At 61.7% G+C, this 12,667-nt stretch carries 15 protein-coding genes, 1 tRNA gene and 1 pseudogene; 14 read left to right on the forward strand and 3 right to left on the reverse strand.

The features are described 5' to 3' along the window. Positions 1-30: 30 nt before the first annotated feature. The 10 genes and pseudogenes from J0I79_RS19960 to J0I79_RS35145 all read left to right on the forward strand — a co-directional run. Positions 31-120, forward strand: a tRNA-Ser gene (locus J0I79_RS19960). Between the two features lie 195 nt (positions 121-315). Then, entirely contained in the window at positions 316-1,539 is a 1,224-nt protein-coding gene (locus tag J0I79_RS19965) for an integrase arm-type DNA-binding domain-containing protein (RefSeq protein ID WP_292862723.1), read from the forward strand. Between the two features lie 104 nt (positions 1,540-1,643). Then, positions 1,644-1,844: a helix-turn-helix domain-containing protein gene (locus J0I79_RS19970; protein ID WP_292862726.1), complete on the forward strand. Its 201-nt coding sequence runs from the start codon at positions 1,644-1,646 to the stop codon at positions 1,842-1,844. Next, entirely contained in the window at positions 1,844-2,122 is a 279-nt protein-coding gene (locus J0I79_RS19975; RefSeq protein ID WP_292862729.1) for a hypothetical protein, read from the forward strand. The genes J0I79_RS19970 and J0I79_RS19975 overlap by 1 nt, the downstream gene beginning before the upstream one ends. After that, on the forward strand, positions 2,119-3,003 hold the full coding sequence (locus tag J0I79_RS19980; protein ID WP_292862732.1) for a hypothetical protein: 885 nt from the start codon (positions 2,119-2,121) through the stop codon (positions 3,001-3,003). Before J0I79_RS19975 ends, J0I79_RS19980 begins: the two co-directional genes overlap by 4 nt. Before the next feature lie 121 nt (positions 3,004-3,124). Beyond that, positions 3,125-3,607, forward strand: coding sequence for a hypothetical protein (locus J0I79_RS19985; protein ID WP_292862737.1), 483 nt, complete (start codon positions 3,125-3,127; stop codon positions 3,605-3,607). A gap of 456 nt (positions 3,608-4,063) precedes the next feature. Then, the gene (locus J0I79_RS19990; protein ID WP_292862740.1) at positions 4,064-4,723 is read left to right on the forward strand and encodes a hypothetical protein; all 660 of its coding nucleotides are present in this window, start codon (positions 4,064-4,066) and stop codon (positions 4,721-4,723) included. Beyond that, positions 4,704-5,312 (forward strand): hypothetical protein, encoded by a 609-nt coding sequence (locus tag J0I79_RS19995; RefSeq protein ID WP_292862743.1) that lies wholly within the window; start codon positions 4,704-4,706, stop codon positions 5,310-5,312. The genes J0I79_RS19990 and J0I79_RS19995 overlap by 20 nt, the downstream gene beginning before the upstream one ends. Positions 5,313-5,328: 16 nt before the next feature. Continuing rightward, on the forward strand, positions 5,329-5,628 hold the full coding sequence (locus J0I79_RS20000) for a hypothetical protein (protein WP_292862746.1): 300 nt from the start codon (positions 5,329-5,331) through the stop codon (positions 5,626-5,628). Between the two features lie 182 nt (positions 5,629-5,810). Beyond that, a pseudogene (locus tag J0I79_RS35145) lies at positions 5,811-6,872 on the forward strand (phage tail tape measure protein); the annotation flags it as partial. 542 nt (positions 6,873-7,414) lie between these two features. Here the strand turns inward: J0I79_RS35145 and J0I79_RS35150 are convergent. Continuing rightward, entirely contained in the window at positions 7,415-7,945 is a 531-nt protein-coding gene (locus tag J0I79_RS35150; RefSeq protein ID WP_366014820.1) for a glyceraldehyde 3-phosphate dehydrogenase NAD-binding domain-containing protein, read from the reverse strand. A gap of 94 nt (positions 7,946-8,039) precedes the next feature. On the opposite strand from J0I79_RS35150, the gene J0I79_RS20010 reads away from it, so the two are divergent. After that, positions 8,040-8,687, forward strand: coding sequence for a TetR/AcrR family transcriptional regulator (locus J0I79_RS20010; protein ID WP_292862752.1), 648 nt, complete (start codon positions 8,040-8,042; stop codon positions 8,685-8,687). On the opposite strand, the gene J0I79_RS20015 is transcribed toward J0I79_RS20010, so the two are convergent. After that, entirely contained in the window at positions 8,660-9,370 is a 711-nt protein-coding gene (locus J0I79_RS20015) for an SDR family NAD(P)-dependent oxidoreductase (protein WP_292862768.1), read from the reverse strand. The genes J0I79_RS20010 and J0I79_RS20015 overlap by 28 nt on opposite strands. 134 nt (positions 9,371-9,504) lie before the next feature. Here J0I79_RS20015 and J0I79_RS20020 point away from each other — a divergent pair, with 134 nt between their 5' ends. Next, positions 9,505-10,434, forward strand: a complete 930-nt coding sequence (locus J0I79_RS20020) for a LysR family transcriptional regulator (protein ID WP_292862754.1) — start codon at positions 9,505-9,507, stop codon at positions 10,432-10,434. A 38-nt stretch (positions 10,435-10,472) separates the two neighbouring features. Here J0I79_RS20020 and J0I79_RS20025 read toward each other — a convergent pair whose 3' ends face one another. Next, positions 10,473-10,706 carry a hypothetical protein gene (locus J0I79_RS20025; RefSeq protein ID WP_137934827.1) on the reverse strand — a complete coding sequence of 78 codons (234 nt, stop codon included), beginning with the start codon at positions 10,704-10,706 and terminating at the stop codon, positions 10,473-10,475. A 208-nt stretch (positions 10,707-10,914) separates the two neighbouring features. Between J0I79_RS20025 and J0I79_RS20030 the strand changes: the two genes are divergently transcribed. Together J0I79_RS20030 and J0I79_RS20035 are read left to right on the forward strand one after the other, a co-directional pair. Then, positions 10,915-11,721, forward strand: coding sequence for an alpha/beta hydrolase (locus J0I79_RS20030; protein WP_292862759.1), 807 nt, complete (start codon positions 10,915-10,917; stop codon positions 11,719-11,721). A gap of 99 nt (positions 11,722-11,820) precedes the next feature. Continuing rightward, positions 11,821-12,519 (forward strand): DUF2161 domain-containing phosphodiesterase, encoded by a 699-nt coding sequence (locus tag J0I79_RS20035; protein WP_292862762.1) that lies wholly within the window; start codon positions 11,821-11,823, stop codon positions 12,517-12,519. Positions 12,520-12,667: the final 148 nt, after the last annotated feature.

The raw sequence follows: 12,667 nt of genomic DNA on the forward strand, positions 1-12,667 counted from the left end.
CTAGAGCAGTCTCACGTGACAGAAGTCACTGGAGGGATGGCCGAGCGGTTTAAGGCACCGGTCTTGAAAACCGGCGTGGGCGCGAGTTCACCGTGGGTTCGAATCCCACTCCCTCCGCCAGTAACTTCCTTCGTAATACTTCACGCTCATTCGTATTCCTTCGCATAAGCCCGCGATCGTAAGGTACAGGCGCAAAAATTGACGTCGTATTCCCTCGTGGAAATGCGCGTGCATTCGCTGGCATTCACAAGTTTTCTTGGTATTGTCTTTGGTATCGGCTAGCGCCGGCCACTCACGATACCAAGAAGGCGTGCCATGGCACTTTCAGACACTTCCATCCGAGCCCTAAAGCCGCAGAGCATGCCGAAAAAATACTCGGACGGAGGCGGCCTTTATCTGTTCGTGCCGCCGAACGGGTCGCGGCTGTGGCGTCTCGCTTATGGGTACGGTGGAAAGCAAAAGACCCTTGCTCTTGGGATTTACCCGGCTGTAGCGCTAGCTGCCGCGCGCAAGGCGCGCGACGAGGCCAAAGCTCTGTTGGCGCGGGGGATCGATCCTGGCAGACAGAAGAAGCTCGACAGGATCAAATCGGCCGAGGCTGCCGGGAACACCTTCGCGTCGATCGCCGCCGACCTGCGAGCGGCGCAGATCGCAAAGGCGCGCGCCGAAGGCACAATGGATCGTTTCGACTACCTAGTCGAATTCGCGAGTGCTGATCTCGGCAAGCTGCCGATTACGGAAATCAGCGCCGCCGAGGTCTTGGAGGTCCTTCGTAAGATGGAGCGGCGCAATGCGGCGGCGAGCGCGGTTAAGCTCCGCATGACGATAGGCCAAGTCTTCCGGCACGCGATCGCCACTGCGCGAGCCAAGGACGATCCGACGATTGCATTGCGGGGTGCCCTCGTAAACAGGCCGGCCGTGAACCGGCCGGCGATACAGGATCGGAAGGCATTCGGTGGCCTGCTCCGGGCCGTGTGGGGCTATGACGGCACGCCTGAGGCAACAAACGGCCTTAAGCTGCTTGCCTATCTCTACCCGCGCCCCGGCGAGCTGCGCCTGGCCGAGTGGAAGGAGTTCGATCTGGATGCAGGAATATGGACGATCCCAGCAGCGCGCACCAAAATGCGGCGAGAGCACAAAAAGCCGCTGCCGAAGCAGGCCGTTGAGATCCTGCGCGATCAGTTCGTAATCACCGGAGACGGAGCACTGGTCTTTCCCTCGATCCGCAGCCGCAAGCGTCCAATCTCGGATATGACGTGGGGCGCCGCACTGCGGCGCGTAGGGATCACGCAGGACGAGCATTGTCCGCACGGCTTCCGCGCCTCTGCCTCGACAATCTTGAACGAGAGCGGGAAATGGTCGGCCGACGCTATCGAGCGGGAGCTGGCTCACATTGAAAAAGACAAGGTCAGGCGGGCATACAACCGCGCGGGACATTGGGATGAGCGCGTAGCCATGGCCACTTGGTGGGCTGATCTTTGCGACAGCCTGCGCCAAGGAGCGAAGGTCCTGTCGATCGCTGATGCCGCATACGCATAGCTGCGACGAAACACGAAAGAACGCGAAAGACCCTGTTGACTTTTTTCCTCGTCGGATAGGTATGAAAGAGCCGTTCCAAAATCCCTCGCTACGGATGGAAGAAAATGAACGGCGAAGCCCAAAAATTCGAAAGCGCTTTCGTGCGGCCCGAAGAGGCCGCCGCCATGATCGGCGTCGGTCTCACAAAATTCTATAGCTTGTTGAAAGACGGCGCGGTCAAAAGCAGCAAGCTCGGCCACTCGCGCATGATTGCACGGACCGAAGTCGAGGCCTTCATCGAGCGCCTAAAGGCGGAGGCCGCTTGATGAGCGTCGTCCCCATCCCCACCACCCGCCGCATGCGCGCCTGGCTCGATCGTGAGGCCCTCCGCATCGTAGCCGGCGTGCGGGCGGCAACCGTCGCGAATGTCGTTGATCCTACTTGGCGCGGCCACATGCTGGCTGGCGTCGATCGCAACGCCGCCGAGGCCGATTGCGCGGAAGTCCACTCCTATCTGACGGCCCGGATTGCCCAAATCCGAGAGCTGCTCAGCGAGCCGGCGATCCCTGTGAACAACGGCCCGTCCAACAGGCAGCGCGCATGACCGGGCCGGCAAACACGGCGGCGCTGTTCGAAGATAACGACGAAAGCTCTGCTCCCAAGCCGCGTGTATTGAGAGCAGAGCGGCGGTTGATGGAAATCCAGCGCGCACTCAAGCGTGGGTTGATCCGCGAGCGCAATGTCCTCGCCGCTGTGGAAATCGCGGCAAACGCAATCTTCGAGATCGGCCGGCTCCGCAAAACCCGGAACTTCGATCCCTTCGAACGCCTGCGAAAGTGGTGCGAGCGGCGGGGTCTCAAAGTCAGCTTTACGGCCCTCACGGCGATCACCGAGAAGTGGCGCGATGCCGGCTATCTGATGAATGTCGAGGACGTTGGCGCAATGTTGTCCCTGACACCCAAACAGCGGGTTGAAAACCAACTGTGGACGCTTGGGGCGCGAGGTGAAACGGCGCAGCAGAGGCGCGAACGAAAGGAGCAGCGGCAGGCGGACGCCAGGGCGAAAAAGCGAAAGGCTGATCGCGAACGGGTGTCAGCAGCGCGGCGCGCCGAGGGCGCGCAGCCGAGAGCCCAATTTGAAGCGAGAAGCACGGCGGAATTCTGTCGCAAGCACGGCATCGGCCGGGACAGCTTTGAAAGCGCTCGAAAAAGGGGGCGACTTGAAGCGTTCTTGCAGAAGAGAGGCATAAGCGAAACGCCTCCACGAAATGCACAAACGTCCGTCGCGGTAGAGAGTATATACTACAGCGCGACGCACCTTGGTGCATCGGCCATTTCGCCGGGCGGGCGGCCCCATGGCCGGCCCGCCGCTATGTTCGCCTATCCCGACAGCGTTGGTCGCACGCACCTTGCAACGATGCTGGACGGAGCTGCCAATGCGCTCGCTGCTGCACCGCGACGAACTTGCCCGCGAGCCACCACATGAGCCCTCCGCCCCCAAAAGGATTTTTCGCCCTCCCCCGCCCTCTGCGGGCGCGCGGCCCCCGGAAAAACCGCGTATTTCGGCCGTCCGTTTTTGTGCTGCGCTTCGCTGAAAGGAGCTTCCAATGAATGGCAAACCCCAGCCCTCCGGTCAGACTACTGTCAACGTGTCGCAGCTTGCGCGGCTTCTCGATCTGACGCCCAGGCGTATCCAGCAGCTTGTGCAGCAAGGTGTGATCCCAAAGGCTGGCAGGGATGCCTATCCTTTCGTGGGCGCTGTGCAAGCTTATCTGCAATGGCTCACGAATGAAGACCGGCGTGCTGCCCTAGCAGCACCGATGGCACAGCTTAGCGAGGTCCGTACTCGGGAAATCGAGTTGCGGATAAGGGAGAAGGCGAGAAATCTCATTCCGATCGAAGATCAGCGGATGACTATCAACACGCTGCTTGACCAGGTGAAGCGTGAACTGGCCGAAGTTCCTTGGCGGCTTCCAGCGCACATTCGGGCGGCTACGAAGGTTGAGATCGCCGTTTCGATTGATCTTATCGAGAAAGCTGCTGTGCAGGCTGCCCGAATGGTGGAGACTGGACGCGACGCGGGCTCTTAATTGCAGGTCGAACAACGCCCCACCGACCACTTTGTACAAATTCCGCTTTCGATTGATCCTAGCCCGGTGTCATAATCACGCCATGGAAGAGCAATGTGAAGTCAAGGTTCGGAACGAGTGGGTCTGCACCCCGAACGAACAAAGCGTTGCCCTGAATGCCATGGCCAAGTTCGTGCTCATAAACCCGGCGTTGATGGAATGCGTGCGCATTTCGAGCACTTCGATGCGCACGATGGCTGCACCAGGTCTCGGAGCGTTCGTTTCTCCGGGCAGAGCTCCCGACATCCGCGAGCAATCTCGTAACGGACATAACCGACCTATAATCAGAAAGCGCCTTGCGCACAGCGGCAATTTTTGGCAGCCTATGGCTGCCAAGCTGATGTGCTTCGCGAATGATCCCCTCAACCAATCGCGAAGTTTCGTGCGGCCACAGCCGCACCGAGAGGATCGGCACCGTTGGACCTTGAATATCGTTTTTGCTGTGGCGCGCCCGATGCCGTCCTTGCCCTTTCCGAAACGCAAATGGAACAGCCGCTGTGGAATGGCCCCACCGTAGATGTGCCGCCGCCACAGACAATCCCCCGCAACGTCGAGCTGGCCGAGCATGAGAGCGGGCACGCAGTAGTCGCCCACGGGTTTGGTCTCACGATCGAGAAAGTTCGGATCGATCCGGTCGGGATGCACTCGCTGGTCGAGGCTTCCGCCAACCTCGCTACCGGAATTGCGATTTCGGTAGCGGGGCCGCTTATCGATGCTCTGCGCGGGGGGTGGCGTGCAAGAACGGGCACGCTCGACTTTGAGATCGTATCGCGGCGCGTCCTCGCCTGCTGGGCGGGCCAATGCGATCATTGCAAAGCCGTAAGAGCCGCCGTTGTTATTGCCGGCTCGGATCAGCGCGCATCCGCCTTTCGCATTTTACGCCGTATCGAGCGCCAGGTGGTCGCATTCCTCGGCAAGCCTGAGGTCGATGCAGCCGTTAACGACCTTGCCGCCGCCCTAATGTCTGCCGGCACCGTGTCCGGCGAGCAAGCTCACGCAATTCTAAGCCGGCATGTGTTGCCCGGCTCATTCACTCTGACCATGAAGGAATTAGAAAATGCTAGACCGTATTCGTAAGCTTATCAAAGCCGACGATGCTGGAAAGGCTTCGGCCTTCCGCTCGGCGCTTTCGGAGCTGGATGCTGACGCCGCCGACGCGGCAGTCGCGGGTGCCGAGGCTGCGCGGCGCGACGCATTGCTGGAGGGCAGCGACGCCGACGTTCTGAAGGCCGAAGACCGGCTCGCCTCCGTCAGGCGGGACCGCGACCGGATCAGCGCCGCACGCGAAGAATTGGAGCGCCGTCTCACGGAAGCCGAGCTGCGGGAGCAAAAAGAAACGTGGGAGCGCGAAAGGACGGCCGTCGAGGCCGAAGCCGACGAGGCGGCGCGCCAACTCCTGGCTGTATATCCGCAGGCCGCCCGGCGCATAATTGCAGTTCTCCAACATGTCACCGAGGCTCAGGCCAAGGTTGATGCTTTCAACCGCAAGCTGATCAATGCCAAGCGACCGGGGCCGTTCGTGAAGGACGTTGAACTCCGCGCTTGGAACGAAGCCGAAGCCTTGCAAAACGGCGAACGCTATTGGGCGACAACGCTTACGAGCTTGCGCTGGAGCGGCGAGCAGGCCGGTTACGGGTTGGGCGAGCGTCTCCACGCTTTCGGCTAATTTGGTGGAAACTTCGATGCCGACCGCGTTCCTCCGGCCTCCTATCGCCTTCAAAGGCAGACCCCTCTCTTCGTTCATTGTTCGCGTGCTGTCTGACAAAGAAATGGCCGAAATAATCAAGCTCCGAACCGAGATCGCCGCCGCACCGAGGTTCAAACAGCCGGCGCTGATAGCGCGAGTGATCGCTATCATGACCGGCTGGAGGCCATCCGACATTCTGGATCTGGAAATCGCGGAGGTAGAAGCCATCGGTGCGGCGATTGAGCGGGCTTACGCGACCTCGGAGGCCAACCTGTTTCGCGGCGGGAGGGCCTGATGGCAAACCTTGTATCGCAGCTTCTCGTGAAGCTGATCGATGGCGTCTCTGCGCCTGCTAGGGCGGCCGCTCGATCACTCGCCGGTATCGGCAATGCTGCACGCCAGATCAACGGCGTGCAGGTCCGTTTGCGTGACGCGATCGAGCGCAACAACCTCGCCCTCGATCGCGCGCGTAGCCGCATGCTGGACGCGGTGGCTGCGGGCTACGTCCTTAAGCGGGGCCTCGAAGCCCCGTTGCAAGCGGCCATGCAATTCGAAAGCGCCATGGCCGATGTCCGCAAGGTCGTGGACTTCGATAGCGTCCAGCAGTTCAAGGACTTCCAGAAGGAAGTCATCGGACTATCGAAACGGCTCCCCATGGCCGCCGATGGTCTTTCGCAGATCGTGGCCGCTGCCGGCCAGGCAGGCATTGCCCGCGATGATCTGCTCAAGTTCACCGAAATGGCGGCGAAGGTTGGCGTTGCCTTCGATATGTCGGCCGATCAGACCGGTGACGCGCTCGCGAAAATGATGACCGGCCTAGGCCTCTCGATCGATCAGATGCAGCTCCTTGCGGACGCGATGAACTATCTGTCGAACGAGCAGGCATCGAGCGCGGCCGACATCCTCGACGTGGTGCGCCGGGTCGGCGCGACTTCCAAGCAATTCGGCTTCAATGCCGTGCAGGTCTCGGCCTTCGCCTCGGCCATGCTGTCGGCTGGCGCTGAAAGCGACGTGGCCGCCACGTCCTTCCGCAACATGGGTCGCGCCCTGACTAAGGGCGCTTCGGCGACCAAGGCGCAGCGCCGGGCCTACTCACGGCTCGGGCTCGATGCCCGGAAGGTCGCCAAGGCGATGCAGAAGGATGCCGTAGGTACCACGGTCAAGGTTCTTGAGAAGATCAGCCAGCTACCGAAGGACGTGCAGGCTTCTATCTCGTCCGACCTCTTCGGCGACGAAGCGCGCGCCCTCGGCCCGCTACTGACCAATCTTGAGCTTCTGAAAAAGTCCCTCGGGATGGTCGCGAACGAGATTGACTACGCGGGCTCTTCGACCAAGGAGTATGAGGTCCGCGCGAAGACCTTCGCGAACAACCTTCAACTCTTCAAGAACCGGCTTACCGCCGTCGGTATCCAGATCGGCAATGCGCTTATCCCGCCATTGACGCAGCTCATGGATACGATCGCGCCGCTGATCGACAAGCTCGCGGACTTCGCGGCAGCTTATCCCGATCTCACGGCGAAGATTGTCGGGGCCACCGCCGCCCTGCTCGCTTTTCGGATTGCGATGACCGGCCTGTCGTTCTTGGGGCTTATAGGAAAGGGTGGCGCGCTGTCGCTTCTGGCGGGGTCGTTGGCGGTGATCTCGAAAGCCGGCACACCGGTCTTGGGCTTCTTTGAAACCCTGGCCCTGCGCGCTCAGCTCGCCACCTCGGCGACAGGCAAAGCGCCGGGCGTGTTCGCCCGCCTGGGCGACGCTATGCTTGTTCTCGGCCGAGGGCTTACTTCCTTCCCCATGGGCGTCCTGCGCACGGCTGGAAGCCTTCTCGCCCGCTTTGGGCTGTGGGGCGCTGCCGCTGCGGGGGCCGGCTATCTGATCTATCAGAACTGGTCGGGCCTCGGCGAATTCTTCTCAGGCTTCGTCGCCAAGTTCGAGGCGGGCCTTGCCCCGCTCAATGACGCGATCGAGCGGATCAAGACGGCCTTTGCCCCGCTTGCTCCGGTGTTGCAGCCGGTGATCGATTTGGTGCAGCGGTTCGTCAATCCGTTCGGTGAGCTTATCGGGTACCTTGCGCCGCTCGCGGGCTATCTCCAAGCCTCTGACGCGGCATGGAAGTCGTGGGGCGAAACCCTGGGCGGCGCTGTGGCTTCGGCCCTTGAAGGCATAGCGAAGGCAATCGAGCGTTTCATCGGCGGTCTCAACGCAGCGATCGAAGCGGCCGGCCGGCTCGGATCGTCATCCGGCGGCGCCGACAGCAGCACCTTTGCGGCGCCCGCGCGTATGTGGCCTCCGGCCTGTTCTTCCGTCAGGAAGCGGCCGGTCGAATCGATCACCAGATCCACCCCCGCATCGCCCCAGCGGATCGAACCGGGCTCCCTCTCCTCGAAGGCGGCGACCACGCGTCCATCTATGCGCAGCGCCTTTGCTTCGGCGGCGATCTCTCCCGCAAAACGGCCATGCACGCTGTCATACTTCAGCAGATAGGCCAGGTGGTCGATGGGCAGTAGGTCGTTGACCGCGACGATCTCGATATCGTCGCGCGCCATCGCGGCGCGGAAAACCATGCGGCCGATCCGGCCGAAGCCATTGATGCCGATACGAATTTGGGAAGCCATTTCAGTCCGGTCCTCACCCTGCGTTTTCGCTCTCCTTTTCCTACTAGTTCGTATAAAAAGGTGGCGCAACGAATTTATTGCGGATCGGTACAAAATGGAACGCAAGCTCTCCCGTGGCCGGCCCAGGGAATATGACCCGGAACAGGCGCTGACGGCGGCGCTCGGCGAATTCAGGAGACGCGGCTACACCGCGACCTCGCTCGACCATCTGTCGGAAGCGACCGATATGGCCCGGCCGAGCCTCTACGCGGCCTTCGGCAACAAGTTCGAAATCTATCGCAGGGCCGTCCGGCAATATGCCGACGAATCCGCTGGACGGCGCAATCATGCCCTTTTCGAAGAGCCTTCGCTCCGCAAAGGGCTGGAAGATTATTTCGCAGAGATCGTCGCCGCCTATATCTCAGGGGAAGGCCAGCCGCTCGGTTGCCCTATCCTGAGCGTCATCTCCGGCGAAGCAGCAGCCGATCCCCTGATCGGCGCGGAACTGGCCGCTGCCGTCGAGAGGACCGACGTCCAGTTCCGACGGCGTATGAGCATGGCGGTTGATGCCGGGGAAATATCAGGCGATGCGGATACTGTCGGTATCGCGGCGATGCTTGCCGGGCTGCAGCACAGCCTGGCGTTGCGCGCGCGTGCCGGCGGGACCGGGCCCGAACTGTCGAGGATCGCCCGGTCTTACATCACCCTGGTGCTCAAGGCTGCCGGATATGCTGATCACCAGGGGACGGTACGGCCGAGATAGTCGAGATATTGCAGCCCGGGCTTGCCTTGCCTGGCAAGTAGAACGTTCACCAAATTGGGGATGCTCTCCTCGATGCTGAGCCGTCCGTCCGGCCCGCCCAATTCGGTTCGAACCCATCCGGGAGCCATGAGCACCATTGCTCGCGGCGTGCCGGCTTGGCGGGCCGCGAAGCTGCGCATGAACATGTTCAGGGCCGCCTTGCTGCCGCGATACACCTCTCTCTGACCCGTCTCGTTGTTGGCGACGCTGCCCTGCCCCGACGACATCACGCCAATCAGGCCCGTCGCCGGAACATACCGCTCCAGGCTTTCCAGCACGCGCATCGGGCTCAGCGCATTGGTAACCATCACCCGAACGAACTCGTCGGTCGTCACATCGGCGATCGTTTCGGCAGGATTGTTCGAGACGCCGGCATTGACGAACAGCATGTCGAAAACCCGGCCCGACAGCCGGTCGCGCAAGGCGGCAACCCGATCAGGTTCGCATATGTCCACCGTCTCGATTTCCAGTCGCCCCTCGGACGCATCCGCGAGATCGTGCAGCCTGGTCCGGCCGCTGCCTGCCCGAACCGTGCCGACGACGTTCCATCCTTTGTTCAGGAATTCAGCGGCCATCGCGTGGCCAAGACCGCGAGACGCGCCGATCAGCAGGATCGAGGGGGCATTCAGAGCACTTGCGGACATCGGACACCTTTTCCGTTCTGTTGGGATGACCGCAGATATGGGCAACCGCAACCCAGGCGCCAGACGCGCCGAAGTCAAAGTATAGTTGCACCCGGCGCTAGGTCAGGTCGAGCCGATGAGATAGGCTGGCCTTCATGAACAGCACGGATGCGGACCTCAATCTTCTCGTGGCCCTGGACGTCTTGCTTGCCGAGGGCAGCGTGACGGGCGCGGCCCGGCGCCTTGGCCTGAGTTCCTCGGCCATGAGCCGCACGCTGGCACGGCTTCGGGCGGCGACGGGTGATCCCCTGCTCGTGCGGGCCGGGCGCGGACTTGTGCCAACTCCTCACGCCGTCGAACTGCGCGGCCGCGTCCATGAGCTTGCCCGCGATGCGCAAGCCGTTCTGCGACCTCAAAACACAAAGGTGGATGCCGCCGCGCTCGAATTGACGTTCACAATTCGTGCAAGTGAAGCATTCCTGGAATTTCTGGCAGGCCCGGTGGTGATCGCGGTGACGCAGTCGGCACCTCGTGTCCGGCTGCGCTTCGCACCCAGGCCAGACAAGGATGCGCGACCGCTTCGCGAGGGGCTCATTGATCTCGATATCGGTTTGCTGGGCACATCCGCGCCCGAGATACGGACCCAGTTCCTGTTCTACGACAGATATGTCGGCGTGGCCCGGGCCGGACATCCGCTACTGGCAGGCGCCGGAGTTACGCCCGAACGCTATGCCGCCTGCAAACATATCGTGGCGTCGCGGGAGGGGTATGTTGTCGAGCCCATCGACGGCGCCCTGGAAAGGCTCGGTCTTGGGCGGGCCGTCGCGGTCGTCGTGCCCGGTTACCCCGATGCAATGCGGATCGCCAGTCAATCCGACCTGCTAGCGACTGTGCCGCGCTCATGTCTTGGCAAAGCAGGCGACGATAGCGCCGCGACAGGTCTTGAGAGCTTCGAGCTTCCGCTTCCTATCCCGGAATTCAAGATATCGGCCATGTGGCATCCGCGCATGGATGCCGACCCGGCGCATCGCTGGTTGCGCGACATCGTGATGTCCGTTTGCCGGGCCGCCTACGCACGCCGATGAAGCGGGGCCGCTCAGCAACAGGGCTTACGAACCAGCTTTCAATCGGAACGCTGGGTGCGTTCGGCGATCGCGAATGCCTGGAGGTTCTTGACCTTGCCGATGTCCTGATCCGCGTTTGCGATGATCGAAAAGAAAGCCGCTCTCGCAATATCCTTCTTCGAAGCCGTGGGATGTGCCTTGCGCGCAGCCTTGACGAGCTGCTTGGGTGACATGTCGGGCGTGACGACCCTCATGAGAGTGTCGCCAATCGCGCTCATTTCACGTGCGTCCATGGTGGGCGTCCTGTGCTGACCGGGGTCACAATAACAGTGATGACTGATAGCTGCCAATATGTCGCTTCAGGCGAGTTCCTTCGCATGCGGGCAGCGTTTTGCGTCTCCATGTCGCCTGATGGCAGCAGAATTTAGACCGCGGGTTGGTTTTGGGCAGGGCCGGCAATAATTTGCAGGTCCCATACATTTGCTGCGGGGCCTTTTTCATATGGAATATCGCGACGACGATCTGAGGAAATTCGAGATAGAAGGCGCCGCACCTCTGCCTGCCGCAAGCGATGAAGGCCAGGTGGAGCATCAGGGAGCCAAGATCCGGTACGCCGCTTTCGGGGCCGGCCAGCCTGTGATCCTGCTGCATGGTGGCCTCGGCCATGGCGGCAATTGGGGATTTCAGGTTCCGGCTCTCGTTGATCAGGGTTATCGGGTTGTCGTGATCGACAGCCGCGGCCATGGGCGCAGCACGCGCGACGAACGGCCGTATACATATGAGTTGATGGCGTCCGATGTCCTGGCTGTCATGGACATGCTGCAACTGGAAAAGGCGGCCATGGTTGGCTGGAGCGACGGCGCCTGCATCGCGCTTATCCTCGGCATGGAGGCGCCCGACCGTGTCACCGGAGTGTTCTTCTTCGGCTGCAACATGGATCCGAGCGGCACGAAGGAATTCCAATCCAACGCGGTCATCGAGCGGTGTTTCAGCCGCCATAGAAAGGATTATGCCGAGCTGTCGCCGACGCCTGATCAGTTCGATGCGTTTGTCGAAGCCGTCAGCCTGATGATGAAGACCGAACCTAACTATTCCGCCGCAGAGTTGGCTCGAACGCAGGTGCCTGTCGCTATCGTGCAAAGCGAGCATGATGAATTTATCAGCGACCAGCATGCGCGCTATCTGGCCGATTGCATAGACGGATCGGAACTGATCATCCTGCCTGACGTCAGCCATTTCGCGCCGCTGCAACGGCCGGCTGAATTCAATAGCGTGTTGTTGACTTTCCTCGGGAAAATTCGGGCCTGAGCATGCCGTGCATGGCGCTTCCCGATGCTGCTCCTGCGTGCGACGTCGAGGGCCTCCCACCCCGAAGGCTTTTTGCATCGAATCGGCTAGCCTTGCGTCATGAACGAGACGTCACTCTATGCCCCGGTGAAGCAGTTCCTCGAAAGCCTCGACTTCGCCGTGAAGGGGGAAATCGGCGGCTGCGACATCGTCGCGCTGCGGGAAGGCGAGCCGCCGGTCGTCGTCATCTGCGAGCTGAAGCTGCAGTTCAATCTCGAACTGGTTCTGCAAGGTGTCGACCGCGCCGCCGCCTGCGATGAAGTGTGGCTGGCGGCCCGCATGTCGGCGCGGGGCAAGGGGCGCGAAAGCGACGCCAGGTTCCGCAATCTCTGCCGCCTGCTTGGCTTCGGCCTGCTGGGCGTGACCGCGAGCGATAGGGTGGAGGTGCTCCTCAGTCCGATCGCCCCGGCCCCGCGCAAGAACGCCCGCCGCCGCTCCCGCCTTGTCGACGAGCATCGGCGCCGCCGCGGCGATCCCGTTGCGGGCGGCGGCTCACGCAATCCGATCATGACGGCCTACCGCCAAAGCGCCCTCACCTGCGCCGCAGCGCTTGTGGATGGTCCCAAACGGCCACGCGACCTGAAGGCCCTGACGCCGATCGCACCGAAAATCCTGCAGCACAATGTCTATGGCTGGTTCGCGCGCGTCGATCGGGGGCTTTACGATCTGACGGATGCCGGCCGCGCTTCGCTGGTCCGTTGGCCGCAGACATTGCATGAGGAGGCCCGACACGAGATTTTGATTGCGCCGTGCCCCTGAATACAGGGGGTTGCCGAGCATGAAGAGGCCCTGTTGGTTGATTTTTCAGACAAAACATGCTGCTTGTCCCGCCCATGAAGACACTCTGCATGACGGCCATGGCGTCGCTCGCGCTGGCTTTTCCCGCCAGCGCGATGGACAATGCCTT

The organism is Mesorhizobium sp. (assembly GCF_017306585.1).
Classification (GTDB): Bacteria; Pseudomonadota; Alphaproteobacteria; order Rhizobiales; family Rhizobiaceae; genus Mesorhizobium.

Coding starts and splice junctions, on each gene's coding strand:
- J0I79_RS19965 (WP_292862723.1), top strand. CDS start 316: ATGGCACTTTCAGACACTTCCATCCGAGCCCTAAAGCCGCAGAGCATG.
- J0I79_RS19970 (WP_292862726.1), top strand. CDS start 1,644: ATGAACGGCGAAGCCCAAAAATTCGAAAGCGCTTTCGTGCGGCCCGAA.
- J0I79_RS19975 (WP_292862729.1), top strand. CDS start 1,844: ATGAGCGTCGTCCCCATCCCCACCACCCGCCGCATGCGCGCCTGGCTC.
- J0I79_RS19980 (WP_292862732.1), top strand. CDS start 2,119: ATGACCGGGCCGGCAAACACGGCGGCGCTGTTCGAAGATAACGACGAA.
- J0I79_RS19985 (WP_292862737.1), top strand. CDS start 3,125: ATGAATGGCAAACCCCAGCCCTCCGGTCAGACTACTGTCAACGTGTCG.
- J0I79_RS19995 (WP_292862743.1), top strand. CDS start 4,704: ATGCTAGACCGTATTCGTAAGCTTATCAAAGCCGACGATGCTGGAAAG.
- J0I79_RS20000 (WP_292862746.1), top strand. CDS start 5,329: ATGCCGACCGCGTTCCTCCGGCCTCCTATCGCCTTCAAAGGCAGACCC.
- J0I79_RS35150 (WP_366014820.1), bottom strand. CDS start 7,945: ATGGCTTCCCAAATTCGTATCGGCATCAATGGCTTCGGCCGGATCGGC.
- J0I79_RS20010 (WP_292862752.1), top strand. CDS start 8,040: ATGGAACGCAAGCTCTCCCGTGGCCGGCCCAGGGAATATGACCCGGAA.
- J0I79_RS20015 (WP_292862768.1), bottom strand. CDS start 9,370: ATGTCCGCAAGTGCTCTGAATGCCCCCTCGATCCTGCTGATCGGCGCG.
- J0I79_RS20020 (WP_292862754.1), top strand. CDS start 9,505: ATGAACAGCACGGATGCGGACCTCAATCTTCTCGTGGCCCTGGACGTC.
- J0I79_RS20025 (WP_137934827.1), bottom strand. CDS start 10,706: ATGGACGCACGTGAAATGAGCGCGATTGGCGACACTCTCATGAGGGTC.
- J0I79_RS20030 (WP_292862759.1), top strand. CDS start 10,915: ATGGAATATCGCGACGACGATCTGAGGAAATTCGAGATAGAAGGCGCC.
- J0I79_RS20035 (WP_292862762.1), top strand. CDS start 11,821: ATGAACGAGACGTCACTCTATGCCCCGGTGAAGCAGTTCCTCGAAAGC.